Source organism: Allobosea sp. P5_A5 (genome assembly GCF_056400625.1).
This window is the reverse complement of the sequence record NZ_JBFUKY010000002.1, coordinates 636,759-661,491: the sequence shown is the minus strand read 5'-3', so window position 1 is coordinate 661,491 and position 24,733 is coordinate 636,759. Positions and strand designations below refer to the sequence as shown.

The window sequence follows — 24,733 nt, the reverse complement described above, 5'->3', positions numbered from 1 at the left end:
ACGTTCCGTTAACCGCGAGTTCCTAGGATCGGCCTTGAATTCAGGCTGGTCATGATGTTGAGCGCGCTCCAAAAGCCCCGGACGACGGCCGTCCCGGCCGAACGCAGGCGGCACCACCGCATGAAGGTGGTGCTGCTCGGCCGCTATATGCTGCCGAATCGGATGGAGTATCCCTGCCAGAGCGTCGACATTTCTCCCGGCGGCCTTCATGTCGCCGCGCCGGCCAAAGCCGCACCGGGCGAACGCGTCATCGTCTATCTCGAACATCTGGGGCGCATCGAGGGCACCTGCGTGCGCACCACGATGGAAGGCTTCGCGATGACCATCACCGCGACCAGCCGCAAGCGCGAGAAATTCACCGCCCAGCTGACCTGGCTCGCCAATCGCGAGGAACTCGGCCTGCCCGAGGACCGTCGCCACGAACGCATCGTCCCGCGTAACCCGCGCACGACCCTGTTCATGGAAGACGGCACGGAGCTTGTGGTGCGGGTGATCGACATCTCGCTTTCGGGCGCGGCGATCTCGAGCGATGTCGCGCTTCCGATCGGCGCGTCTGTCCGCATCGGCTCGACTCCGGCACGCATCGTGCGTCCCTTCGACGGCGGGTATGGCCTGGAGTTCCGCTTCCCGCTCTCGCCCGATCTCCTGGACGAAAATCTCGAACTCTGAAGGTCGCTCCAGCGCGGCCTGAGCCTTCATGCCAGGGCGAGGTTCGTCTCGCCGGCGTTCCGGACGCTCGACGCCTTCCCGCTATCCTTCGACACGTGCTCAGGCAGAGGCTGCGCGGATAAGATCCGTTGAGGGCTCCTGAGCGCTCACGCATGCCCGAGCCGGCAGCTCCTGCAATCCTCACCGATAGCCGATGACCTGACCTGACCTGACTGACCTGAGCCTCAGGTCGGGCGACTGCCGCCCTGCGGCCAAATCCGACGGCTCCGAAAGCTCTGGACAAGTTCCGGAAATCCGCGTCCGCCTCTCGCCCTGTCGGTAACGATCAAGTAACTTAATCAAACCCTAAGGCGAAACCGATCCTCAATCGTTAATTTTGTATTGCGCGTTCGTCGAAAATCGTTACTTCGCGATTTGAAGCAGGTTGATGCTGATCGTCTTCTACGCATGACCAGCGGCGAATACAGACAATTTGATGGTTTCATTTCAAGTGAAGTCCATCGGCATCGCGCCATCGTCTCCCCGGGACAGAAAGGGGACGACATGTTTTCAACTGGATTTGAACGCCTCCGCAGCTTGGCCGGGGCTGCTCTTGCGGTGGTACTGGTCTTCGGTTCGACCGGCAGCGCCCAGGCACAGAGCGCGCCCGGCATCCCGGTCGCCAGCGCGCCGGCCACCGCCGTCGGCGAGGCACGCGCTCCTTATGCCTGGGTCGATTTCTGCAAGCGCATGCCGGCCGAGTGCCGTCTCGACACCCGCGAGGCCGACCGCATCGAGCTGAATGCGAAGAGCTGGAAGGCGATCGTCGCCATCAACGGCAAGGTCAACCGTGAGATCGAGCCGGTCACGGACGAGGAGCATTGGGGCGTCGTCGACCATTGGGATATCCCGACCGACGGCAAGGGCGACTGCGAGGATTACGTGCTCCTGAAGCGCAAGCGTCTGGCCGAGGCAGGCCTGCCGCGCCGCGCCATGCTGGTCACGGTCGTGATCGACGAGGAGAACGCCGGTCACGCCGTACTGATGATCCGCACCGACAAGGGCGACTTCATCCTCGACAACAAGCGCAACGCCATCCTGCCCTGGAACCAGACCGGCTACGTCTACGTCAAGCGCGAGTCGCAGTACCAGACCGGCTGGACCTCGCTCGGCGGCCAGCAGTCCCCGACGGTGGCATCCGTCCAGCGCTGACCGAATTATCCCGCTGTGCCCACGCGCTGCGAAACGAAAAGGCGAGACCGGGTCACGTCCCCACCCACCCGTCCCAGATCGGGTCTCGCTTGAAGGGCCGGCTTTCCACCGCAGGAAAGCCGGCCCGCTTCTTTTAGATCAATCGATTCGCCTCAAACCGGCCGCGAACTGCCGCCAGCGCGCCACATAGCCCCGCGCCGAAGCAGCGATCCCCTCAGTGGCTTCGGCGTCGAGTGTCCGGATCGCGCGGGCCGGAGAGCCGACGATGAGCGAATTGTCCGGAAAAACCTTGCCTTCCGTCACCAGCGCATTGGCGCCGACCAGGCTGTTGCGGCCGATGCTGGCACCGTTCAGTACCGTCGCTCCCATTCCGACAAGGCTGTTCTCCCCGATCGTGCAGCCATGAAGGATGGCGCGATGCCCGATGGTACAACCCGGACCGACCGTGAGCGGAAACCTCATATCGGTGTGCAGCACGCAGCCTTCCTGAATGTTGCTGTTCTCGCCGATGTCGATCCATTCATTGTCGCCGCGCAGCACGGCCCCAAACCAGATACCGACCCCGGCTGCGAGCCGCACACGACCGACGACATGAGCGTCCGGCGCCAGCCACCACGTTCCCTCAGTCGGCGTCTCGGGCCCCAGTCCGTCGAGCGTATACAGTGGCATGAGAGCGTCCCTTCAGAGCCGGAAAATGCCAGCTCGGCCCAGAGGATGGGCCGCAGCCGGCAGGCTCAGGATTGAAGCAGCCGCCGCGCCCTCGTCAAGCAGCGATGACTTGAAGCAGGTCTAGCACCACGCGGCCCGAGGCCATGCTCCATGCCCCCGCGATCAGGCTCGCCAGCATCACGAATAGGAACGGCCGCCCTTCGATACGGCTGCCCCGCACGGTGTTGCGCAGGATCAGGAAGGGCGCGCTGAAGATCACGACCGGTACGCTGGCGACGGCCGCCAGCCCTCCCGCCTGCAGCAGCTTGAAATCGGCCCTGCGCTCCGTGAACAACTCGAAGGCACTGGCGAGCAGCCCCGCAAAAGCGAATCCGATAACCAGCGATTTCAAAGCTTCGAACGCGGCGGGCTGGATGATCACGAGGCGGCCTTTCGCAGCGAACGAACGCCGGCACCCTGCCTCATGGTTTACAAGGAATGAAGCCAAGTCTTAACGAATGGTAAACGAACATCGTTAACGAATTCTTGGCAATATCGCGCCAGCGGCAAATAATCCTTTCGCGGATGCACTTCAAACGTGTTCGCGGCATCACAGTCGATTGCGAAATGCGGGGTTGTCGGTCTAGGTGCTTGACGAGCAAGGCGGTTCTGGTCCCGTAGCGTAAGGATCGCCACTGACTGATCAACAATGTCCGGCATCACGCTGCTTCTGGCTCAGGCCTTGATTTATTTCTCCGTGATGGCCGGGCTGTTTCGCCTGCGTCACGCGATGGGCCTCGGCGCGTTTCTCTGCGCGCTCGGCGTGATGCACTTCCTCGAAACCTACCTCGCCGCCGTCTTTTTCATCCAGTTGCCTTTCGGGCTGATCTCGCCGGGCTCGACCGTCTTGTTTTCCGGCAAGCTCGCGATCATCCTGCTGTTTTATATTCGGGAGGACGCGGAGATCGTCCGGCAGCCGATCTATGGCCTGCTGATCGGCAATTTCCTGATGGTCGCGCTGGTCCTGACGCTGCGGCTTTACGGCGCTCCGGTTTCCTTGCCCGGCTACAATCCCGATCTCGTCCTGATCGACCAGATGGGGGCCCTGATGATCTGGGGCACCTCGCTTCTGTTCGTCGATTCGATCGCGATCATCCTGTTGTACGAGAAGCTGCATGTCTGGCTGCCGCGCTCGGTCGTGATGCGGGCGGCGATCAGTCTCGCGCTGATCCTGAGCTTCGATCAGATCGGCTTCTTCATCGGCCTGCACTACATCGCCGGAACGCCTTGGGAAGCGCTCATCGGCGGCTGGATCGCCAAGATGGCTGCAGCTCTGGTCTACAGCGCGTTGATGGCGCTCTACCTGTCCGTCTTCGAGCGCAATGTAGTCGAGGCCCCGCCCTTGCCGCTGTCCGACATCTTTCACAAGCTCACTTATCGCCGCAAATACGAGGAGCTGCTGGGCACAAGCGGACGAGACGCTCTCACCGGCGCGCTTACGCGCGAGCGTTTCGACACGGTCGGCCTTGCCATGCTCGGCCGCGCGGCTGCCATGAAACGGCCGCTGACCTTGGCTCTCGTCGATGTCGACCACTTCAAGAGCATCAACGACCGCTACGGCCATGTCACCGGCGACGAAGTGCTGACACGGATCGTCGAATGCCTGCGCGCCGAGATGCGCAGCGAGGACCGGATCTTCCGCTATGGCGGGGAGGAGTTCGTCATCCTCTGCGAGAACATGCCGCACCCGGCCGCGATCGCCTATGCCGACCGGCTGCGAGCCTCCGTCCAGCGCACGCTCGCAGCCGAATTCGCAGCTGCGCCCACCGTGAGCATCGGTCTCGCAAGTTATCCGGACGACGCCGGCAATATGCGCGAACTGACCGCCCATGCTGACCGGCACCTTTACGAGGCCAAGCGGCAAGGACGCGACCGCGTGGTCGGGAATGCGGCGTCGTTACCGGCGATGAACGGCTGAGCCGTCGGCTTATGGTTTACGCCGCGTTAAGCGCGGAGTGATTCAGTGGCGGTGTTACCCGTTGCGAGATCTCCGGACATGACCGCGTCGCTTCCCCATCACCTACCCGGGCATCAGGCCGCAGCCCTGACCTCGATGGTCCGGATGCGCCTGCAACGCGCAGCCCCACCGCTGCCGCGCGGCGATAGCGCCCTGTTGAAAGCCGCGCTCCTGATCATGGCGGCAGGCGCGGGAGCAACCGCGCTTGCGGTCTACCTCACCCATCGCCGGCCGGAGCCTGTGGAGACCCTGCAGCCAGCCCGTGTCGGTGATGTCTCGCTGGCCATTCCAAAGGAACTGACCGGTCTCGACGAGAACGACGGCACCGGCAGGCTCGTGGGCATGGCGCGTTTGCGGCTCGACTGGCCCAGCCTCGGACCGGCCCATCCGCAAGACAAGCGTCGCCTGCTGATCACGCTTAGCCCGCCCGACAAGGTCAACGAGCCCGCCCGCCAGCTCGCCACCTATGCCCGCTTCCTGACTCCGACCGTGTGGTCCAATCCCGGCGGGCTCGTCGTGCGCGGCTTTCGCAAGGGCTCGCCGTTCGAGGGCGACGAGTTCTACGTCTCGGTGCCCGATGGGCGTGGCTTCGCGGCACGCTGCCCCGTCGACACCGGCAGCAATCTCGACGAACCCTGTCGCGTCACCTTCCAACATCGCGGCATGGACGTGAACGTCCGCTTTCCTCGCGGCATCATCGCAGACTGGGCAGTGATGCTCGGCGGTGTTCGTCGCACGCTCGACGGACTGATCCGATAGGCCCGCGAGCGCGCCTTAAACCTCGCCTTCGAGGTCGACGTCGAGGATCGCCATGGTGAAGTTGAACGAGCGATCACCGTCCTCGTCGTCGACATGGATGATGCCGATATACTCTTCGCCCATATAGACTTCGGCCGAATCGTTCTTCTTCATCCGCGCGCGCACGCTGATATTGCCGTTGTTGAAGGTCTTGCGGAGATAGTCCTGCAGCTTGGCGAGTTCTGTCTTGTCCACGGTTCAGGTCCCTTTCGATTGGCCGGAGCGATGCCATGCCAAGGCGGAGAGGGCAAGCAAAAGCGGGCAACCGCGCCCTTCGCTGACGCTGCTTGCGCCATGATCCATGACCCTTAGCATGACGTCAGAAACGCGCCTGCATGGATCAGAACCGATGAAGCCCTGGCTCCCTCCCGCCCTCTCCTATGTCGAAAGCTGGCTCGCTTTCCAACGGCGACTCCACGACCAGCCCGGCGTCTCGATCGCCATCACCGAGGGCACAGAGATCGTGCTTGAGGCCGCTTTCGGCAGTGCCGATCTTGCGACGGGCGAGGCTTTGACGCCGCGTCACGGCTTCCGGATCGCCTCCCATTCCAAGAGCTTTACATCCGCCGGCATCCTGCGCCTCGTCGAGGACGGAACGCTCCGGCTCGACGAAAAGGTCGGCACGTTGATCGACGGGCTTCACCCGGAGATCGCGGCCGTGACCATCGGCCAGCTCCTCTCCAACAGCGCGGGTCTCACCCGCGATGGCCCGGATGCCGGCCAGTTCCTCGACCGCAAGCCCTATTGCGAGAAGGCCGAGCTGCTGGCCGACCTCGCTGCGCCCCCGGTCTTCCCCGCCGCCCAGCGCTTCAAATACTCCAATCATGGCTTCGGCCTGCTCGGCCTCGTTATCGAGGCGGTGACGGGGCAGAGCTATCCCGAATGGATCACCGACGAGGTCGTCACCAAGGTGGGGCTGGCCGAGACCAAGCCCGATATCGAGCTCTGGGGCGGGCGCCCGATGGCGAAGGGCCATAGCGGCAGGGAGCCGCTTGGCCGGCGTGTCGTCATCCCCGGCGACAATCCCTGCCGGGCCATGATCTCGGCGGCCGGCTTCGTCGCCACCGCCGCCGATACCGCCCGCTATTTCGCCCAGCTTTCTCCAGAGTCCGAGCCGTCTATTCTCTCTCCGCTCAGCCGGCGCGAGATGAGCCGCCGGCTTTGGCCGGACGAGGAATCGGCGCTCGGCCGTCACTACGGCCTCGGCACGATCTCCGGCGGTGACTGCGACTGGCGCTGGTTCGGTCATTCCGGCGGCTTCCAGGGCTTCATCACCCGCACTTGCGTCTTCCCGAAGCAGGGCCTCGCCGTCAGCGTTTTGACCAATGCGATCGACGGCCTCGCCCATCCCTGGCTCGACGGGATCGCCCATATCCTCAAGACTTTCGCCGAGCGCGGCGCGCCGCCGGCCTCGACCGGCGACTGGCGTCGCCGCGGCTGGTCGATCTGGGGAGCGCAGGACGTCGTGCCGATGTCCGGCCGGATCCTGATCGCGAATCCCGCATTGTTCACGCCCTTCCTGGACGCCGTCGAGGTGACGCTGGAGAGCCCTGACAAGGGCAGCGTCACGCGGGCCTCCGGCTTTAGCAGCCCGGGCGAGCCGGCCTTCCTCGTCCGCGACGAAGCGGGCAAGGTGATTTCCGTCCGGCTCGGCGGCGGCCGTCTGGATGAGGAAGAGGCGATGAAGGCCGAGATGCTGACCCGTTATGGAGCCGCCGCCAACACCTGAAACCGAGGCCGTTCACGGGCTGATCCAGATCGGAGGCTGCTCTCGCGACGGCAAGGAAAGGCACGATCATGGAACACCTGACTGGTGGCTGCCGCTGCGGTGATGTGCGTTTCGCGGCGGAGGGCCGTCCCTATCGCGTCGGGATCTGCCACTGCCTCGATTGCCGCAAGCATCATGGCACGCTGTTTCATGCCTCGGCGATCTTTCCGCAGGATGCGGTGAAGGTCGCGGGCGAGACGCGGGACTATGCCGGCAGGCATTTTTGCCCGCGCTGCGGGTCGCAAATCTTTGCGCGAAGCGGTGACGAGATCGAGCTGAACCTCGGTGCGTTTGACGAGATCGACCTGTTCAAGCCGACCTACGAACTCTGGACTCTCCGTCGCGAAGGCTGGCTGCCACCTTTCCAACTGGCCCGGCATTACGAGCGCGACCGCGAGGGAACGGGCCGTTCCGAGGAATGACCGCGCTTCGGGGGCACGGCTGGCGCACCGCCCCGCCCGGCTGTAAGAGGCGGCAACCACGCCGGACCCGCTCATGACCGCCATCGACGACCTCATCACGCTGCGCGATCTGCTGCGCTTTGCCGTCTCGCGCTTCAATGCGGCGGGCCTCAGCTTCGGCCATGGGACTACCAACGCGCTCGACGAAGCCGCCTTCCTGCTGCTGGAAGCGCTGAAGCTACCGGTCGACGATATCAATCCCTGGCTGGACGCCCGCCTCACGCGCGATGAGCGCCGCCGTCTGCTCGATCTGATCGAGGCACGCGTCACCACGCGCAAGCCCGCCGCCTATCTCGTCGGCCGCGCCTATATCCACGGCCTCGGCTTTCGCGTCGACGAACGGGTCATCGTGCCGCGCTCCTATATCGGCGAATTGCTGATGCGCGGTGCTTTGGAGGCGGATGGGTTCGGCTTGGTGTCCGAACCCGAGGCGATCGGCAGCGCGCTCGATCTCTGCACGGGCTCGGCCTGCCTCGCCATCATCGCCGCCGGCCGCTTTCCGAACGCGACGGTCGATGCCGTCGAGCTGTCATCGGACGCGTTGGATGTCGCGAAGCTCAACGTCGCCGATTACGCCATGGGCGAGCGCGTGCACCTGCATCGGGGCGATCTGTTCTCCCCGGTGGACGGACGGCGCTACGATCTCATCATCGCCAATCCGCCCTATGTGACCTCGCAGGAGGTCGCCGCCTTCCCTCCGGAATATGCGGCGGAGCCCGAGATGGCCCATATCGCGGGCGCCGATGGGCTGGACCTCGTCCGCCGCATCCTCGCGCAGGCCAGCGGCTATCTTCATCCCGGCGGCGCGCTGCTCTGCGAGGTCGGCACCGGGCGCGAGGCGCTCGAAGCCGAATACGACCTCCCCTTCATCTGGCTCGACACCGAAGAGAGCGAGGCCGAGGTCTTCTGGATCACGGCCGAGGATCTGCCGGGCTGAGCGCTTAGCGCATGAAATGCAGCGTGCGGAAGCGCCCGCGAAACGCGGTCACATCCTTGGCCACCGCCTCGGTCGGGCGCGAGCCGTTTAGCCCCTCGGCGATGTAACCCGCAAGCTCGGGCATATCGCCCGCCGTCATGCCGAAGCGGACGATCTCCGGCGTCCCCAGCCGCAGACCGTTGACGTCTCCGGCAATGGGCGGCAGCGGCAACCCGATCCCGCATGACAGGATGTTGATCGCGCGCAGCTTTTTGGCCGCCGCCCGGCCGCCGCCATAAGGTGCAGCCTCGATGGCGAACTGATGCGAGGTCGTCATGCCGCGATCGCGGGCAAAGACCGGAACCTGGCGCTCGGCCAGGCCTGCCGCCAACGCCTTCGCCGTCAGCGCCATCTCTCGCGCGTAGTCTCGACCGAACGCCTTCCAGTCGAGCAGCGAAACCGCGAGCGAGGCCGATTTGGCTGCGTCGAAATTCGCTGTCAGGCCGGGATAGGCGATGGCATCCAGCTTCTCGGCGATGGCCGCGTCGTTGGTGACGATCAGTCCCGAGGGCGGGCCGCCGAGGCTCTTATAGGTGCTCATCGTCATCAGATGAGCGCCCTCCTCCAGAGGCTGCTGCCAGCCATGGCCGGCGATCATGCCCGACATATGCGCCGCATCGAACAGCACGAGCGCCCCGACTTCGTCGGCGATGGCGCGGATCTCGCGGATCGGATGGGGAAAGAGATTGAGACTGCCGCCGATGGTGATCATCTTGGGCCGCAGTCGCAGAGCGTCGGCGCGCAGTCGATCGAGATCGACGGTATAGTTCGTCGCATCGACCGGTGCCGGATGAGTGACGATACCGTAAAGCCCGGCTGCACCGGCGCCGTGATGCGTGACATGGCCGCCGATCTCGCCTGGCGGCGCGATGATGCAATCGCCGGGCTTTGCCGCGACCATGAAGGCATAGAGATTGGCGATGGCGCCCGATGGGACGCGAATCTCGGCGTATTTCGCGCCGAAGACCTCGGCGGCGAGCTCGGCCGTGATGATCTCGATCTGCTCGATCGCCTCCAGCCCCATCTCGTATTTGTCGCCGGGATAGCCGAGCGAAGGCCGCGCCCCGATCCCGGCCGAAAGCAGCGCCTCGGCCTTCGGGTTCATGATGTTGGTGGCGGGGTTGAGGTTGATGCAATCGCGTTCGTGAATGACGCGATTTTCCACCGTCAGGCTCGCGATCCGTTCCGCGATGGCATCAAGCGGCTGGCCGGCGGTCTCACTGGCAACGCGCTGGATAAAATCCTCGCTCGCCTGCGGCACCCAGCCACGTCGTTGAAGTGCCGTCATGCTCATCACCCTCGATCCCCTGCTCAAGTGCATAACAGCCCTTTGCAACACGGCGCGCAAATGAGTAATCGTCACGGGAAGGCTGAGGAATTCTCAGGCTGATCGAGGACCTCACCCTTGGCTGTCAGGCCGCCTGCCCCGCGCCTTCCTTCGCTGAACGGCCTGCGGGCTTTCGAGGCCGCGGCACGGCTCGAAAGCTTTGCCAAGGCGGCTGACGAACTCGGCGTGACCGCAGGCGCGGTGACGCAGCAGATCCGGCAGTTCGAGGCCTGGCTCGGTTTTCCCGTCTTCCGTCGCCTGCCTCAGGGCGTGGCGCTGACGGACGCCGCGCGCGAGGCGCTGCCACGCCTGACGCGCGGCTTCGACATGCTCGGCCAAGGTGTCCGCTCCTTGCGTCAGTCGGAGACGCTGCGCCCTCTGGCCATCGCCGCGCTGCCCTGCATCGCCCAACTCTGGCTGTCGCCCCGCCTGCCCGCCTTGCAGCAGGCTTTTCCCGAGCTTCAGATCTCGGTCACCGCCATGGAGACGCCGCCCGATCTGCGCCGCGAGCCTTATGATCTCGCGATCTTCTACGGCCTCGGTGAAGCGAGCGACGCCATTTTGCCGGTCTGTACACCGGCCCTGGCGCTGCGGCTCGCGAAGCCCGGAGACCTCCGGCACGAAACGCTGCTGCATGATGCGGTTTGGCGCGAGGATTGGGCTCGCTGGCTAGCGTTTGCCGCTCCGGACGAGACTGTCGACGCTGCGCGAGGGCCTGCGTTTTCGCTCTACAGTCTGGCTCTCGACGCCGCTTTGGCCAGCGCCGGCGTGCTGATGGGCCGCCTGAGTCTCATCGAACCGCTGCTGGAAGCGGGCAGGCTGACGGCGCCTTTCCGGCAGGCGATGCCGACACGGGACGCGCTCACGCTCGTTTGCTCCGCCGAAACCGGCGCCCACCGCGAACGCGAGGCGATTTCACGCTGGCTCTCGGCAGCAGGCCGCCCGATGCTCCGCCCTCAGATATAGGCGCCGCGATCCTCGACGATCTGGTCCATCGAGCGCGAGGGCTCGGCGCAACCGGCCTCGCCGACAACCTTGGCCGGGACGCCCGCGACGGTCTTGTTGCGCGGTACCGGCTGCAGCACGACGGACCCCGCCGCGACACGGCTGCACTGCCCGACCTCGATGTTGCCGAGAATCTTGGCGCCTGCGCCGATCAGCACGCCCTTGCGAATCTTGGGGTGGCGGTCGCCGCCTTGCTTGCCGGTGCCGCCGAGCGTGACGCCGTGAAGCATCGAGACATTGTCCTCGATCACCGCAGTCTCGCCGACCACGAGCCCGGTGGCGTGGTCGAGGAAGATGCCCTTGCCGATGATCGCGGCCGGATTGATGTCGGTCTGGAAAATTTCGGACGAACGCGCCTGCAGATAGAGCGCGAAATCGCGCCGGCCGCGCCGCCACAGCCAGTTCGCGAGTCGGTGGCATTGCAGCGCATGGAAGCCCTTGAAGAACAGAACCGGCTCGAGCACGCGGTAGCAGGCCGGGTCGCGGTCGAGCACCGCCGCGACATCCGCCCGCATCCCGGCACCGATGCTCGCATCGTCCGCCAAGGCCTCGCCGAAGGCCTGCTCGATCAGATCCGCCGCGACGGAGGGGTGGCCCAGCCGCGCCGCGACGCGATGGGCGACCGCTGCCTCGAAGCTGGATTGGTTGAGGACCGACGTCATCACGAGCGTGCCCAGCGCGGGCTCGGCAACGATGGCCGCCTCAGCCTCGTTGCGCAGCCGCGACCAGACCGGATCGACACGATCCAGCTCCTGAGCGGGGTGACGGAATTCTGCGACGGAGCGTCCGGCCGGCATGGTTGTTCTCCGATACGCGCGTTCGGCGGAACGGCACTCTAGCACCGCTTCGCGCCCTAGGGCCAAACACAAGTCGAGTTTGGCCTCGACTACAGATGATAACGTTGAATCAGATTGAAAGGCCGCCGCGACAAGGCTTTGCGGATTTTGACCTTTCGGGCGTCGAAAGAACCGATCTCACAGCTGCGCGAGAAAGGCGAGCACCGCCTGCTTGTGGCTCTTGTCGCCAACAGCGAGGTTGTGGTCGCGGCCTTCGATCGCGAAGGATTCGGCGTCCGGGATCAGCTTTGCCAGTTCCGGTCCGGAGCCTGAAACCTCGTCCGTGGTGCCCACACTGACCAGCGTCGGCATGGAGATCTGGCCGACCTGTTCGGCCGTCAACGTCTGGCGCGAGCCGCGAATGCAGGCCGCGAGTGCCTGAAGATCGCCGCCGGTCTGCTCGGCGAAGGCGCGGAACATGCGCTGCATCGGGTCGCTCAGCGTGGCCAGCGAAGGCGCCTCCATCGCGTCGGCGATGCCAAGCGGCAGGCCCACCCCTTCGACCAGATGAATGCCGAGACCGCCGAGCAGAAGCGCGTCCAGCCGCCGCGGATGAGACAAAGCGAGATGGGCGGAAATGCGCGCCCCCATCGAATATCCCATCACCACCGCACGCGGAATATCGAGATGGTCCATCAACCGGCGCACATCCTCGGCCATGATGTCGGAGGAATAGGCTGCGGGATCGTAGAGTTTTTCGCTTTGACCATGGCCGCGATTGTCGAGCGCGACGACGCGGTAGCCGGCATGGGTCAGCGTCTTCGTCCACTGCGTATTGACCCAGTTGACCGCGTGATTGGACGCAAAGCCATGAACGAGCACGACAGTCCGGTGCTGCGATATCTCGCCGGTCGGTGCCAGGTCGAGATAGGCGATCTCCACACCGTCGGAGGAAAAGCTCTTCATGGGTCGATCCGATCTATCGTTCGCGGATCTCCCTGCCATGGCGAGACGCCTTTGGGTAGCGGTGTCGGCGCGCCTTGCTTATGAGGCCGCCCCATGGGATCGACAGGCGATGACCGAGCCTGCACTCTCACCGCCCGCAGCGGCCTCGACGCCCCTCGTCTCCGGCGGGCGCTTCGCGATCGTCGATCTGGCGCGGGGCATCGCGCTGTTGGCGATGTTCGTCTTTCACTTCGCCTATGATCTCTCGAATTTCGGGTTCATCGAAACCGACATCGCGTTCGAGCCCGGCTGGCGCTGGTTTGCCCGCTGCATCGCGGGCTCCTTCCTGACCCTCGTCGGGGTGAGTCTGGTCCTGGCGACGCGCCGAGGATTGAACCGCGCCGCGTTCTTGAAGCGGCTCGCGATGGTCGCCGCCGCGGCCGCTCTCGTCACCATCGGCACGTTCTTCGCGATGCGGGACAACTTCATCTTCTTCGGCATCCTGCACCATGTCGCTGTGGCGAGCGTGCTGGCCCTGCCCTTCCTTCGGATCCCGATCGTCGCGGTCGTCGTTGCAGCCGCCCTCGCCTTCGCGCTGCCGGCCCTGATCGACACGCCGTTTCTCGACCAGCCTTGGACGGCCTGGCTCGGCTTCTCGCACGCCTCCATCCAGACGGCCGATTTTGTGCCGGTCTTTCCCTGGTTCGGCTGCGTGCTCAGCGGCATGGCGCTTGCGCGTCTCGCCTTGCCACGCGTCGAGGGCAGCGCGGCAGTGCGCTGGCGGCCGCGCCGCCTTCCGGCCCGCATCGTCGCGTGGGGTGGGCGCCATAGTCTTCTGGTCTATCTCATTCACCAGCCCCTCTTCATCGGGGCGATCATGCTGGCGACGCAGGTCATGCCGCCGGTTCCGCGCGAGGAGAGCCGCTTCCTGAGCGACTGCCAGGCCAGTTGCACCCGTTCGGCGGTGGCGGAGCAAATCTGTCGCGACGCCTGCAGCTGCACCGTCGCCGGGCTGAAACGGGAAAGCCTTTGGCAGAAAGCCCTCACCGATCAGCTTTCGACCGAGGACAGCACCCGCATGAGCCGCCTCGCACAGGCTTGCCTTCGCGAGCCCTGATGGCGGCTCGGGAATGGCGACGCTGGCGATCGCCTCTGGAATCCCGCATCGCAACACGCTAGGTTGCGCGACATTTCAGCCTGAAGAGCGATGACCATGGCCGAGCACGGCATTCCGCATTTCCAGAACGATTCCGGCGTCTCCACGATCAAGATCGGTGCGCATGAATTCATGTGTATCGGGGCCAAGCCGCCCTTCGACCACCCGCATGTCTTCCTCGACATGGGCGCGGATACCGAGATCGTCTGCCCCTATTGCTCGACGCTTTACAAATACGACTCAGGCCTGAAGGGCGACGAGACCAGCCCCGCCGGCTGCGCCTGGCACGACACGCCGAAAGCAGCCTGAAACGACCCTTTCGATCCGCAGGCGTCGGCGTTGAGGGGCGCTTGCGCTCCATAAATCCGCAGCGCCCGACGGCTGCGAACTGGAAAGCTCCCCGCCGTGTCCCCTCCTCATCTCGTCATCGCCGGCGCCGGCATCGGCGGCCTGACGACGGCTTTGAGCCTTGCGCGACGCGGCATCGGCATCACCCTCGTCGAAAAGCGCACCGGCTTCGGCGAGCTCGGCGCAGGTCTCCAGATTTCGCCGAATGCCGGCCGTGTCCTCGACGCGCTCGACCTGGCCTTGCCGCTGAAGCGCATGGCCGTGTCGTCGCGGGACGTGCGGATCAAGCGCTGGCGCAGCGACGCCGATCTGCTGACCATGCCGGTGGTGCCCGAGCCTGGCGCGCCGCCCTTCCGGCTGATCAAGCGCAGCGACCTGCACACCGTGCTGCTCGACGCCGTCCGCGCCATGCCGAACATCCGCCTGCTGGTCGGGCGCGGCGTGCAGGATGCGTCAGAGCATGATGAGGGCATCACCGTCACTCTCGACGGCAAGAGCGGTGAAAGCCTTCGCGCGCTCGCCCTGATCGGCGCCGATGGGAGCCGGTCCCGCATTCGCGAACTCACGGGGGACACCGCCCTGCCGAGTTTCACCGGATACGAAGCCTGGCGTACCGTCTTGCCCAATACGGGCCAGATGCCCGCCGGCGTGACGCTCCATCTCGGCGCCGGCCGCCACGCGGTGCATTATCCGGTCGCGGCGGGGCGAGAGATCAATCTGGTCATCGTCCGGCAGGCGAAGGACGCGCGCGAAGGGTGGTCCCGCGAAGGCGACCCCGCCATCCTGCAAAGCCATGTCGCGGGGGCATCGCCGGCCCTGCGCGGGCTTGCAGGCTCGGCGCCCGGCTGGCTGGTCTGGTCGCTCTTCGACCGGGCCCCGGCGGCGATGGCGAAAGGCCGGCTCGCGCTTATCGGCGATGCCGCCCATCCCGTCCTGCCTTTCCTCGCTCAAGGTGCTTCGCTTGCGATCGAGGATGCCGCGGTCCTGGCGCGCCATCTCGCCGCAGCCCTGGCCAGCGAAGGCAATGCCGGCGTAGCGCCCGCATTGTCAGCTTATGCATCAGTGCGCGCGGCTCGCGTGGCGCGGGTGCAGGCGGAGAGCCGCCGCAATGGCCGTACCTATCACCTCGGCCTGCCGCTCAGCCTCGGGCGCGATCTGGTCCTGCGCCATCTGGGACCGCAGGGCATGCGGACGCGCTATCGCTGGCTCTACGACTGGCGCGACGAAAGCTGATCTCGCACTTGCCGCAATTGATCCCTATCTCTCATGCGAGGGAAGGGACCGAACGCACATGATCCGCGCCAATCTTTTCGAGCAATTCAGCCGCCGCCAGGCCGGCATGCCCCGCTGGGCAGCCTGGCTTGCCATGGCCGCGAGCTTCGCCATCGGCATCACGCTGTTTCTCGTGGCGGCAAGCCTCGCGCTGATCCTGATCCCGGTCGTCGCGCTGGCCGGAGCCATCACCGTCTGGCGCCTCAAGGCGAAGCTCAAGGCGGCCGGCTTCGACCGCCGCGCAGGCCCTTTCGCCGGACAGGCCAGGTCACAAGAGCGCATCGAGATCATTGACGCAGAATATCGCATCATCGAGCCCGGCGAGCCGCCCCGGCGCTGACCCGTCCCGCAGGGGGCGCTCAGTCGATCCGGCTGAGCAGAATCTTGTCGATCCGCCGACCGTCGAGATCGACGATTTCGAAGCGCCAGTGATCTTTCTCGAAGGTTTCGCCGACATTCGGCAGACGGTTCATCTCGGCCAGGATGAGGCCGGCCACCGTCTGGAAATCGGCGTCGCGCGGCACCGGAATGCCGAACTCGTGCGAGAATTCGTCGACCTGCATCCAGCCGGCGACGAGATAGGAGCCGTCTTGCCGCGCCACGACGGCAGGCTCGCTCTCTTCCTCTTCCTGAAACGCCCCAGTGATCGCCTCGAGCACGTCGCCCGGCGTGATGATACCTTCGAAATGGCCGTATTCGTCGAAGACGAGAGCCATATGGACGCGGCTGACGCGTATCTCCCGCAGGACGACCAGCGAACTGGCCGTGTCCATCACGATAGGCGTCTCGTGGACATGCCCTCGCAGCGTCTTGCTATCGCCCTGCCCGGCCAGAAACGCGAGCAGTTCCTTGACGACCAGCACACCGACGATCGTATCCGATTCGCCATCCTGCACAGGCAGTCGCGAGCGGCGGGTCTCGCGCAGCTGGGTCCTGATCTCCTCGACGTCGTCGGAGAGATCGATGGTCTCGACTTCGCGGCGCGGCGTCATCAAAGCACGGGCCGACCGGTCGGCGAGCCGCATCACGCCCGAGATCATCTGGCGCTCGTCACGCTCCAGCACGCCGGCCGTCTCGGCTTCCGCGATGATGGTGCGGACCTCTTCCTCGGTGACTTTCTCGTCCGATTCACCTCTCTGGCCCAGCAGCCGCAGGACGGCCTTGCCCGAGATGTCCAGCAGGAAGACCACCGGTGCCCCGACCTTCGACATCATCGCCATGGTCGGCGCGGCGCGAGCCGCCACCTTCTCCGGATCACGCAAAGCGATCTGCTTGGGCACGAGTTCGCCCAGGATCAACGAGAGATAGGTGATGATGACGACGACAATGCCGACGCCGAGCGTATCCGAAACCGACTGCGAGAAACCGTGGCCGGACAGATATTCGGAGAGCCGCGCGCCGAGCGTGGCGCCCGAAAAAGCGCCCGACAGCACGCCGACGAGGGTAATTCCGATTTGTACGGTGGAGAGGAAGCGGCCCGGATCCTCGGCGAGTCGCAGCGCGGTCGCGGCTCCGGTGTTGCCCTGATCGCTAAGAACCTTGAGCCGGGCCGGTCTCGATGAGACGACCGCGAGTTCCGACATGGAGAGCAGACCGTTGATCACGGTCAGCGCCACGACGATCAGGATTTCGGTTAACAAGACCAGCCTGTATGCTGCGAAAGCCGCAACATTTGGCAGCTCGCTTCCGCGTCCCTTATACTCTATCGCCGCCCTGACGCGATGGTGTCGGCCACGAATCTTCGCGAGTGTTACCCTTTGAGCGACAAACCGACATTCTGGCACCCTGCCGAACAACCCCACGCCGACCATCCGGCCAAGCTGCGGGCGCCCGCAGCGGAACGCAATCGCGACGCGATTCTGGATGTGCTGCGTCAGGTCCTGCCGGCTGAAGGGCTCGTCTTGGAGATCGCCAGCGGCTCCGGTGAGCACGCCGTGCATTTCGCACGCGCTTTTTCCGCCCTCACCTTCCAGCCGAGCGACCCCAGCCGCGAAGCCCTCGCCAGCATCGCCGCCTGGACAGCTGAGACGGGGCTGAAAAATCTCCGCGCGCCGCTCCTGCTCGATGCAGCCAGCGAGACCTGGCCAGAGCTGGCAACCGATGCGGTCCTCTGCATCAACATGGTCCATATCGCGCCCTGGAGCGCGACCGAGGGGCTGTTCCGCAATGCCGGCACGCGACTGCGCGGAAACGCGCCGCTCTATCTCTACGGGCCGTTCCGCCGACCGGGGCGCCTTCTCGAGGAGAGCAACGAGGCCTTCGATCGGAGCCTGCGGGAGCGCGATCCGCGATGGGGGCTGCGCGATCTGGACGACCTCACCGCTCTTGCTGCCCGAAACGGCTTCGGCCCGCCTGACATTATCGAGATGCCCGCAAACAATCTGAGCCTGGTCTTCCGCAGGGGCTGACGGCCCTTGCATCGGCGCGCCCGCGCCGGTACCGCTCGAACTCATGCGGACGTGGCGAAACTGGTAGACGCAAGAGACTTAAAATCTCTCGGCCTCTGGCCGTGCGGGTTCGATCCCCGCCGTCCGCACCAAAACCGGGGCCCGCAGCCCGGTTTGCCTCGCCTCGACGGAACGACCGCCTGGGTTCGGCGTTCGAACCTCGACGCTCTCGGGCGGAGTCCGAGCAGCAACGGGGAAGCGAGCCGATCATGATCAAATCATCCTTGACCAGCCTCGCCGGCGTTTTCGTCGCGCGGGAAGTTGAGAAGGGCACGTTGCCGGAAATGCTGTCCGTGCCGCTGACGCTCTTGATAGCGCGCTTGCCGGCCCCCGCGCTCCTGCTCGGCGCAGCCGGCTACGGCGCCTATCGCCTCGTGACGGCGTCGCGCACCCCGCGCAAAGCCGCGCCACGCGCGAAAGCGAAACCGAGGCCCAGCCGGACGAGATCCGCTGCCGCTATCGCCAAACGCTGAGTTCGCCCTCTCCGATATCCGAAGTTCGAACCGGCTTGCGTCACGCGCGGGCCGGTTTTTTGCGCTCTATGGGCGATGGCGCGTCGATGTGATCCGGTCGCGCGGCTCGGATATGCCCTGGCCCGATGGTTGCTGAATCGTTATCGACGCAACCCAGGATGTCCACGGATGGCACAGAACTCTTCCAAAACGATCCCCGCCCCGTTGGGGGATCGCTCGCGCCGCATCGCGTCGCACCCGAAACGGAGCGCGCTGGCAGGCGGCGTTTGCGCGGTCGCCCTGTTGCTGTCGTCGGAAGGCCAGGCCGATTTCCAGTTCGACACGCGCTACCATCCAGACGGCCGCACGACGGTGGTTCGCCGCATCAAGCCGCTGAACTTCGCGGTGACGCGGACGCCGGACGGGCCCTCCCCGGCCAATGATTGCCCCGGTAGCGCTTTCGAGATCGTCAACCCGCGCTATTGGGAAGCCGCTTGCGTGGGCTACGTCGTACCCCGGCGCTGAACAGCCTGCAGCCTCAAGGCCAGCGCGCGCGAGGCGCTCAGTGCTTGTGCGCCGGCTTGTACCATTCGACGCCGTCCGGATCGACATAGAGCCCCGGCGGCACGTCGGCTCCGATCGATTCTTCCTTCATCGGCACCCGTTCGGTGTCGTCATGAATGCCGGCCGGGCTCGTCGCGGTCTCGGGCGTGTCGATGACATGGCGGCGTGAGCTGCGAGAGGCGTGGCTGGCAACGCCGATGACGGTCGCCTTGCCGTCGACTTTGTCCTGCAGCTCGCTGACGGACCGCACTGCGAAGGCAATCTTCGTAGCACCCTCAACAACCGGCAGCGCCCGTAGCGCGGAGCCTTCGCCGGTCAGCCGCACACCAACGAATCGCGGCACATAGCTCGCCCCGCCCTTGCCGAAGGATTCCCATCCGCCAGCGGAAACGATTTGCGCCGCGCAAGCTTTATGACGCGCTTCGCAGGCCGCTCGGGAGGCATAGCGCGGCGCCTTCTGTAAAAATTCGGCCCGCGCGTTGCGGTAGGCGAATTCGCATTGCGCGGCGGTAAGCTTGCCCGACGCGACGCATTCGTCACGCCTGACATAAACCGCGCCGGAAGCCTGCGCCGCAAGATCGGAGGGGCCAGCCATCGACAGGGCCGGCGCGAGCGTCGCGACACGCAGGACAGTGAGCACGGAAGCCGGGATCATCATCCGGCGCAACAACATCACGAATATGGCTTTAAAGCAGCGAGCGCCGTGACGCCGCGAGCTCGCGCGTCGCGCCATAGTCGATCTTGCCATTGCCGAGCACCGGGATGGCCTGTGTCACCAGGATCGCGCGCGGCACCCACAGTTCCGGAAAGCCCTGTTCCTTTGCCGCCTCCTGCAAAGCGGCGCGGTCGGCGTCCGGCTTCTCGGTGACGAGCACCAGTTGCTCGCCCTTGCGGACATCCGGCAGCCCGACCACGACATGGTTCTGGTCGGGCCAGAGCTTGGCGACCATCGTCTCCACGGCAGCCAGCGAGACCATTTCGCCGCCAAGCTTGGCGAAGCGCTTGGCCCGCCCGCGGATGGAGACGAAACCATCGTCGAGCACCACGATGTCGCCGGTGTCGTGCCAGCCCCCTTCCGGCGCGACGACGCGGCCGGGCTGCTCCGGGTCGAGATAGCCCGCCATGATATTCGGGCCGCGCACGGTGAGCCGGCCGCCCTCGTGGATGCCCTCGACCGGCCTCAGCTCGGCCTCGATGCCGGGCAGGAGCTGACCGACGGTGCCCTCGCGGATGGCTCGCGGCGTGTTGACCGCGATGACGGGGGAGCACTCGGTGCAGCCATAGCCTTCCAGAATGGTGGTTCCGTAGGGCTCCCACATCCGCTTCGTTTCGGCCTTCACCCGCTCGGCACCGGCGACCACGTAGCGCACGCTGCGCAGATCGTCCGGGTCAGCCGCGCGCGCATAGCCCTGCAGGAAGGTGTCGGTCGCCAGCAGGAAAGTCGCCTTCATGTCGCCGATCAGCTTCGGCACCTGCTTGTAGTGCAGCGGGCTCGGATAGAGCACCACCTTCATCCCGTGCAGCAGCGGCACCAGCAGCCCGGCCGTCAGCCCGAAGGAATGAAACGCCGGAAGCGGGTTCATGAACACGTCGTGCTCGGAAATCGCGCCGGCGGCATGCGCGAACACCTGTCGCGCATTCGAGACGAGATTGGCGTGGCTCAGCACGACGCCCTTGGGCGTCCCCTCGGTGCCGGAGGTGAACAGGATCACCGCCGGATCGTCCGGCTTCGCCTCGTAGCGCCGATGCACGGCTCCGGCGGCGAAGCTGCTCAGAGCGCCCCACGCCTTGTCGAGGCTGGTGATTTCCTTGCGCACGTCTTCAAGGTAGACCACGCGTCGCCCCTCGCCGAGGGCCGCGATCTCGTCGTCGAGCTCGCCCTTCTCGATGAAGCGGCGCGAAGTCACGATCGTCTTGAGCTGGGCCAGGTCGCCGGCCGCGCGCAGATTGCGGACGCCGGCCGTGAAGTTCAGCATGGCCGGCACGCGCCCATAGGCCGCAAGCGCAAACAGCGTCACGGCCATGCCCTGCATATTCGGCAGGAGCACGCCGACATGCTCCCGCTCGGCGGTGAGCGCGGCGAGCTTGCGCCCCAGCACCAGTGAGCCCAGCACCAGCCGGCCATAGGTGATCGGCTGTCGCTCGGGGTCCTCCAGCGCGATCCTGCTCCTGCCGTGGCGCGAAACGCTCTGCAACAGCGCGCGGAACAGGCTGATGCGTGCAGCCGCAGCGTCGAAAGTGGTGGCGGCCATGTTTGGCACGTCTCCCGTCGGCGTTTCCTTGGGCGGTCAACGTAGTCGCATGGCCGGAGGTTGCAATGAGTGCTGCCATCGTCATCAGGTCATCGGGATCAGGGCCGGCAGGTCTGAACGCCGATGGGCATTGCATCGGGAGCCATTGCCACCGGTCGGGGCGCCGGGCATAGCCGCGCTCCCCGCTTCCTGTCTATCAGGCTCCTCGATGTCTCGCCGTTCGCCGTGGCTCGGCATATTCAGCGGTCTCGGCTGCGCCCTGATCTGGGGCGTTCAGGCCGTCGTCTCCCGCCACGCCATGCTGTCTGGCCTGTCGCCTGCCGATGTCGCGATCCTGCGGTTCGTCGCGGCGTCCGTCGTGCTGTTGCCCTGGGCCCTGAAGCATATGCGCCCGTTCCCGGTCGGCAGGCTAGGCTGGCGGCGCGCCTGGGTGATGGCACTGCTGATCGGCCCGCTCTACAGCCTGCTTCTCGTCGGCGGCGCCTCTTTCGCGCCCGCGCTGCATTCCTCGATCATCGCGCCCGGCCTGATTCCGGTCTTCACCGCACTGCTGGTCGCGCTCATCATCGGCGAGCGGCCGGGCCGGATGCGGATGGTGGGTCTGGTCGTGATCGTCGCCGGCATCGGCGTATTTTCGCGGGACGCGTTGCTGGCGGTGCCCTCGCGCCCCGACGCCTGGATCGGCGACGTGCTGTTCGTCCTGATCGCCGTGCTGTGGTCGCTCTTCGGTCTGCTGGCGCGGCGCTGGGGCGCCAGCTCGATCGAGATCACTGCCGCGACCTGCATTCTCTCATTGCCGCTGCTCGGCGTCGTCGCGGTGGCGCTGCCGGTGCATTTGCTGGCCGTACCGCCGGGCGAGTGGCTCTTGCAGGCGCTCTATCAGGGCGTACTCGTCGGTGTGGTCGCGCTTTATCTCTACGCCCGCTCGGTCGAGACGCTGGGCGCCGCCAAGGCAACACTTTTCCTGCCGCTCGTGCCCGTGGTCACGGCGACGTGCAGCGCGCTGCTGCTCGCGGAAACCCCCACCGGGACTGAAATCGTCGGCATGGCGATCGTCGTCGCCGGCATGCTGCTGGCGTTCCGCTCACCTTCGACCGGCTGAAGCGCTGCCTCAGCCCTGGTGCCCCTTGGCGATCGGCTCGACATAGGTGAGCGCCATGTCCCAGGGAAAATAGATCCAGGTATCCTGGCTGACCTCGGTGACGAAGGTGTCGACGACCGGCACGCCAGCCGGCTTGGCATAGACCGTCGCGAAATGCGCATTCGGCAGCATCTCGCGCACGACGCGGGCGGTCTTTCCGGTGTCGGTCAGATCGTCGATGACGAGGACGCCGCGGCCCTGACCGTCGCCGATCGCCTTGATGCTGGGCGAAATGTCCTTGAGCACCTTCAACTCGGACTGGTTCTTGTAGTCGTGATAGCTCGCGATACAGACGGTTTCGATCAGCCGCAGGCCGAGCTCCCGGCAGATGATCGCGGCCGGCACGAGCCCGCCGCGCGTGATACAGACCATCGCCTCGAAGGGCCCCTTATCCGCCAAACGCCAGGCCAGCGCCCGCGCATCGCGATGAAATTGGTCCCAGGAGACAGGGAAGGCCTTGTTCGAGGTCGGTTCGGCCATGGCGGAGCACTCCGGGCTGCAAGCGGCGTAAGAAGCGCCTTGACGACCGAAGACCGCAAAGAGGCGCGGCTGGCAAGGGACGAATATGTCCGTCCCCAGCACGCTGACCGTGTTTCCGGTAAATCAGAACTCCGCCCAGCCATCGCCCCCGCCGCCTGCGGCGCGGCGCATCGGCCGCGAAGCGACCAGGCTCGGGCGGGGTTGCCGGGCGGCGGCATGGACCAGGCGTGGCACCGGGGCAGCATCAGCGTCGTCGAGCCGGAAGGCGGCCACCATGGCGGCGAGCGCTTCGGTCTCCTGCGTCAACGCGAGCGCGACCTTGGCGCTCTGGTCGGCCAGCAGGGAATTCTGCTGTGTCATCTCGTCCATATGCGCGACGGTGCGCGCCATCTCGTCGATGCCATTGGCCTGTTCCGTCGTCGCCTGGGAGATTTCACTCACCGTCGACGCCACGCGAGACGACGCATCGACGATCTCGTTCAGCGTCCTGCCGGCATCCTTCACCAGCCCGACACCGGCTTGAATCTGCTGCGTAGAATTCGCGATCAACGCCTTGACGCCGTTGGCAGATTCGCTACAGCGCGCGGCAAGCGCTCGCACTTCCGTCGCCACCACCGCGAAGCCCCGCCCGGCATCGCCCGCCCGCGCCGCCTCGACAGCCGCGTTCAGCGCCAGGAGATTGGTCTGGAAGGCGATCTCGTCGATCATCGCGATAATCTCGGAGATGCCGGAAGACGCCTGCTCGATCCGCCCCATCGCCTCGATCGCGCTCGCCACGATGGTTCCGCCCCGCGCGGCGACGCTGCTGGCCTCGTTGCCGAGATCGACGGCCATGCGAGAATTGCCGGCACTGTGCTTGACGGAGGCCGCGAGTTCCTCGGTCGTGGCCGCCGTCTGCTGCAGGCTCGCGGCATTCGCCTCGGTTCGCTCGGCCAGCTGCCGGCTGTCGTCGGTGATCCGCGAGGAGGCCTGGTCGATCCGCGTCGAGATTCCGCGCACGGAGGCCACCACCGCCGCGAGCGTATCGAGCAGATCGTTGACCCCGCCACAGAGGCTCGCCACGTCGCCGCTCTTGCCTTCGAGGGAGACGCGCCCGGTCAGGTCGCTGTCCTTCGCACGGCCGATCACATCCGCCGTTTCCTTGACCGCCGCCTCGAGCTGCTTGCCCTTGAAGGTGGCGGTGATGTCGGTCGCGAATTTCACCACCTTGTAGGGGCGTCCCTGGGCGTTCAAAATCGGGTTGTAGCTCGCCTGGATCCAGACATCGCGGCCGCCCTTGGCCAGCCGGCGATACTGCCCCGCATCGTATTCGCCGCGCGCCAGCCGCTCCCAGAACGCGCGATAGGCGACACTGTCCCGCTCCGTCGGATCGACGAAGATGCGATGATGCTGTCCCTTGATCTCACCGAGCGAGTAGCCGGTGACGGCCAAGAAGTTCTCGTTGGCGTGCAGGATCGTGCCGTCGAGGCTGAACTCGATCACCGCCTGCGCCTTGTCGATGGCCGCGCGCTGACCTTCCAGATCGGCAAGGCGGTTCGTCTGCTCCGTGACGTCGTAGGCGTATTTGATGACGCTCGTCGGCTTACCCCCGGCGCCGGGGACGGGGTTGTAGCTGGCCTGGATCCAGACATCCCTACCGCCCTTGCCGAGCCGCAGATATTGGCCTCGCGAAGCCTTCCCGGCGGCGAGATCCGTCCAGAACTGCTTATAGGCTGCGCTGCCTTTTTCCTCGGGAGTCACGAACAGGCTGTGATGCTGGCCTTTGATTTCAGCCAGGGAATAGCCGGTCACCGCGAGGAAATTCTCGTTGGCATCGAGGATACGCCCGCTGGGATCGAACTCGATCACCGCCAACGAGCGGTTTATCGCCGCGAGATGTCCCGCCGCACGATGGCCGGGAAACAGGCTGGAAAGCAGCGACATCGAGACCTCCTGCCCGCCGTCCTCCTGCCGGAAACGACCGCGCGGCGATGATAGCCGTCATGGGGCCAACCTCCCCCAAGGCCGGCGCGACCCTTCAAGGCCACCTGATCATCATCG

27 protein-coding genes and 1 tRNA gene are annotated in these 24,733 nt (G+C 65.6%); 17 read left to right on the top strand and 11 right to left on the bottom strand.

Going from position 1 to position 24,733, the window contains the following annotated elements; all coding sequences use genetic code 11:
• Positions 1-54 precede the first annotated feature (54 nt).
• Together AC1DR6_RS06815 and AC1DR6_RS06810 are read left to right on the top strand one after the other, a co-directional pair.
• Entirely contained in the window at positions 55-669 is a 615-nt protein-coding gene (locus AC1DR6_RS06815; protein ID WP_476828418.1) for a PilZ domain-containing protein, read from the top strand.
• Positions 670-1,212: 543 nt separating this feature from the next.
• Positions 1,213-1,860, top strand: coding sequence for a transglutaminase-like cysteine peptidase (locus tag AC1DR6_RS06810; RefSeq protein ID WP_476828417.1), 648 nt, complete (start codon positions 1,213-1,215; stop codon positions 1,858-1,860).
• A gap of 138 nt (positions 1,861-1,998) precedes the next feature.
• Here the strand turns inward: AC1DR6_RS06810 and AC1DR6_RS06805 are convergent, their stop codons facing one another.
• Positions 1,999-2,529: a gamma carbonic anhydrase family protein gene (locus tag AC1DR6_RS06805; RefSeq protein ID WP_476828416.1), complete on the bottom strand. Its 531-nt coding sequence runs from the start codon at positions 2,527-2,529 to the stop codon at positions 1,999-2,001.
• A gap of 94 nt (positions 2,530-2,623) precedes the next feature.
• Complete coding sequence (locus AC1DR6_RS06800; protein ID WP_476828415.1) at positions 2,624-2,950, bottom strand: DUF6949 family protein; 327 nt, start codon at positions 2,948-2,950, stop codon at positions 2,624-2,626.
• A 267-nt stretch (positions 2,951-3,217) separates the two neighbouring features.
• On the opposite strand from AC1DR6_RS06800, the gene AC1DR6_RS06795 reads away from it, so the two are divergent.
• Positions 3,218-4,486 carry a GGDEF domain-containing protein gene (locus AC1DR6_RS06795; protein ID WP_476828414.1) on the top strand — a complete coding sequence of 423 codons (1,269 nt, stop codon included), beginning with the start codon at positions 3,218-3,220 and terminating at the stop codon, positions 4,484-4,486.
• A 78-nt stretch (positions 4,487-4,564) separates the two neighbouring features.
• Positions 4,565-5,284: a hypothetical protein gene (locus AC1DR6_RS06790; RefSeq protein ID WP_476828413.1), complete on the top strand. Its 720-nt coding sequence runs from the start codon at positions 4,565-4,567 to the stop codon at positions 5,282-5,284.
• Between the two features lie 15 nt (positions 5,285-5,299).
• On the opposite strand, the gene AC1DR6_RS06785 is transcribed toward AC1DR6_RS06790, so the two are convergent.
• Positions 5,300-5,518: a DUF3126 family protein gene (locus AC1DR6_RS06785; protein WP_476828412.1), complete on the bottom strand. Its 219-nt coding sequence runs from the start codon at positions 5,516-5,518 to the stop codon at positions 5,300-5,302.
• A 154-nt stretch (positions 5,519-5,672) separates the two neighbouring features.
• Here AC1DR6_RS06785 and AC1DR6_RS06780 point away from each other — a divergent pair, with 154 nt between their 5' ends.
• The 3 genes from AC1DR6_RS06780 to prmB all read left to right on the top strand — a co-directional run bounded on the left by AC1DR6_RS06780 (position 5,673) and on the right by prmB (position 8,489).
• Positions 5,673-7,052 carry a serine hydrolase domain-containing protein gene (locus AC1DR6_RS06780; RefSeq protein ID WP_476828411.1) on the top strand — a complete coding sequence of 460 codons (1,380 nt, stop codon included), beginning with the start codon at positions 5,673-5,675 and terminating at the stop codon, positions 7,050-7,052.
• A 68-nt stretch (positions 7,053-7,120) separates the two neighbouring features.
• Entirely contained in the window at positions 7,121-7,513 is a 393-nt protein-coding gene (locus tag AC1DR6_RS06775) for a GFA family protein (RefSeq protein WP_476828410.1), read from the top strand.
• A gap of 73 nt (positions 7,514-7,586) precedes the next feature.
• Complete coding sequence (prmB, locus tag AC1DR6_RS06770) at positions 7,587-8,489, top strand: 50S ribosomal protein L3 N(5)-glutamine methyltransferase (protein WP_476828409.1); 903 nt, start codon at positions 7,587-7,589, stop codon at positions 8,487-8,489.
• A 4-nt stretch (positions 8,490-8,493) separates the two neighbouring features.
• Here prmB and AC1DR6_RS06765 read toward each other — a convergent pair whose 3' ends face one another.
• A complete protein-coding gene (locus tag AC1DR6_RS06765; RefSeq protein WP_476828408.1) occupies positions 8,494-9,816 on the bottom strand; it encodes an aminotransferase class I/II-fold pyridoxal phosphate-dependent enzyme in 1,323 nt (440 codons plus the stop codon).
• Positions 9,817-9,933: 117 nt separating this feature from the next.
• Between AC1DR6_RS06765 and AC1DR6_RS06760 the strand changes: the two genes are divergently transcribed.
• On the top strand, positions 9,934-10,821 hold the full coding sequence (locus AC1DR6_RS06760; RefSeq protein ID WP_476828407.1) for a LysR family transcriptional regulator: 888 nt from the start codon (positions 9,934-9,936) through the stop codon (positions 10,819-10,821).
• Here the strand turns inward: AC1DR6_RS06760 and cysE are convergent.
• On the bottom strand, positions 10,812-11,657 hold the full coding sequence (cysE, locus tag AC1DR6_RS06755; RefSeq protein ID WP_476828406.1) for a serine O-acetyltransferase: 846 nt from the start codon (positions 11,655-11,657) through the stop codon (positions 10,812-10,814). The genes AC1DR6_RS06760 and cysE overlap by 10 nt on opposite strands.
• 177 nt (positions 11,658-11,834) lie before the next feature.
• A complete protein-coding gene (locus tag AC1DR6_RS06750; protein WP_476828405.1) occupies positions 11,835-12,602 on the bottom strand; it encodes an alpha/beta fold hydrolase in 768 nt (255 codons plus the stop codon).
• Positions 12,603-12,711: 109 nt separating this feature from the next.
• On the opposite strand from AC1DR6_RS06750, the gene AC1DR6_RS06745 reads away from it, so the two are divergent.
• From AC1DR6_RS06745 to AC1DR6_RS06730, 4 genes are all read left to right on the top strand, one after another.
• On the top strand, positions 12,712-13,698 hold the full coding sequence (locus AC1DR6_RS06745; RefSeq protein WP_476828404.1) for a heparan-alpha-glucosaminide N-acetyltransferase: 987 nt from the start codon (positions 12,712-12,714) through the stop codon (positions 13,696-13,698).
• A 96-nt stretch (positions 13,699-13,794) separates the two neighbouring features.
• On the top strand, positions 13,795-14,046 hold the full coding sequence (locus AC1DR6_RS06740; protein WP_476828460.1) for a zinc-finger domain-containing protein: 252 nt from the start codon (positions 13,795-13,797) through the stop codon (positions 14,044-14,046).
• Between the two features lie 96 nt (positions 14,047-14,142).
• Positions 14,143-15,318 (top strand): FAD-dependent monooxygenase, encoded by a 1,176-nt coding sequence (locus AC1DR6_RS06735; RefSeq protein ID WP_476828403.1) that lies wholly within the window; start codon positions 14,143-14,145, stop codon positions 15,316-15,318.
• A gap of 58 nt (positions 15,319-15,376) precedes the next feature.
• The gene (locus tag AC1DR6_RS06730; RefSeq protein ID WP_476828402.1) at positions 15,377-15,697 is read left to right on the top strand and encodes a hypothetical protein; all 321 of its coding nucleotides are present in this window, start codon (positions 15,377-15,379) and stop codon (positions 15,695-15,697) included.
• A 19-nt stretch (positions 15,698-15,716) separates the two neighbouring features.
• On the opposite strand, the gene AC1DR6_RS06725 is transcribed toward AC1DR6_RS06730, so the two are convergent.
• The gene (locus AC1DR6_RS06725; RefSeq protein WP_476828459.1) at positions 15,717-16,982 is read right to left on the bottom strand and encodes a hemolysin family protein; all 1,266 of its coding nucleotides are present in this window, start codon (positions 16,980-16,982) and stop codon (positions 15,717-15,719) included.
• A gap of 132 nt (positions 16,983-17,114) precedes the next feature.
• On the opposite strand from AC1DR6_RS06725, the gene AC1DR6_RS06720 reads away from it, so the two are divergent.
• From AC1DR6_RS06720 to AC1DR6_RS06705, 4 genes are all read left to right on the top strand, one after another.
• A complete protein-coding gene (locus tag AC1DR6_RS06720; protein WP_476828401.1) occupies positions 17,115-17,765 on the top strand; it encodes a DUF938 domain-containing protein in 651 nt (216 codons plus the stop codon).
• Between the two features lie 45 nt (positions 17,766-17,810).
• Positions 17,811-17,896 (top strand) — tRNA-Leu (locus tag AC1DR6_RS06715).
• 117 nt (positions 17,897-18,013) lie between these two features.
• A complete protein-coding gene (locus AC1DR6_RS06710; RefSeq protein ID WP_476828400.1) occupies positions 18,014-18,277 on the top strand; it encodes a hypothetical protein in 264 nt (87 codons plus the stop codon).
• Between the two features lie 168 nt (positions 18,278-18,445).
• Positions 18,446-18,781, top strand: a complete 336-nt coding sequence (locus AC1DR6_RS06705) for a hypothetical protein (RefSeq protein ID WP_476828399.1) — start codon at positions 18,446-18,448, stop codon at positions 18,779-18,781.
• A 37-nt stretch (positions 18,782-18,818) separates the two neighbouring features.
• Here the strand turns inward: AC1DR6_RS06705 and AC1DR6_RS06700 are convergent, their stop codons facing one another.
• Together AC1DR6_RS06700 and AC1DR6_RS06695 are read right to left on the bottom strand one after the other, a co-directional pair.
• A complete protein-coding gene (locus tag AC1DR6_RS06700; protein WP_476828458.1) occupies positions 18,819-19,493 on the bottom strand; it encodes a DUF1190 domain-containing protein in 675 nt (224 codons plus the stop codon).
• A gap of 13 nt (positions 19,494-19,506) precedes the next feature.
• The gene (locus AC1DR6_RS06695) at positions 19,507-21,072 is read right to left on the bottom strand and encodes an AMP-binding protein (RefSeq protein WP_476828398.1); all 1,566 of its coding nucleotides are present in this window, start codon (positions 21,070-21,072) and stop codon (positions 19,507-19,509) included.
• A gap of 208 nt (positions 21,073-21,280) precedes the next feature.
• Between AC1DR6_RS06695 and AC1DR6_RS06690 the strand changes: the two genes are divergently transcribed.
• Positions 21,281-22,174 carry a DMT family transporter gene (locus AC1DR6_RS06690; protein WP_476828397.1) on the top strand — a complete coding sequence of 298 codons (894 nt, stop codon included), beginning with the start codon at positions 21,281-21,283 and terminating at the stop codon, positions 22,172-22,174.
• A gap of 9 nt (positions 22,175-22,183) precedes the next feature.
• Here the strand turns inward: AC1DR6_RS06690 and gpt are convergent, their stop codons facing one another.
• Together gpt and AC1DR6_RS06680 are read right to left on the bottom strand one after the other, a co-directional pair.
• Positions 22,184-22,693: a xanthine phosphoribosyltransferase gene (gene gpt / locus AC1DR6_RS06685; RefSeq protein ID WP_476828396.1), complete on the bottom strand. Its 510-nt coding sequence runs from the start codon at positions 22,691-22,693 to the stop codon at positions 22,184-22,186.
• Between the two features lie 123 nt (positions 22,694-22,816).
• Positions 22,817-24,616: a methyl-accepting chemotaxis protein gene (locus AC1DR6_RS06680; protein WP_476828395.1), complete on the bottom strand. Its 1,800-nt coding sequence runs from the start codon at positions 24,614-24,616 to the stop codon at positions 22,817-22,819.
• Positions 24,617-24,733: the final 117 nt, after the last annotated feature.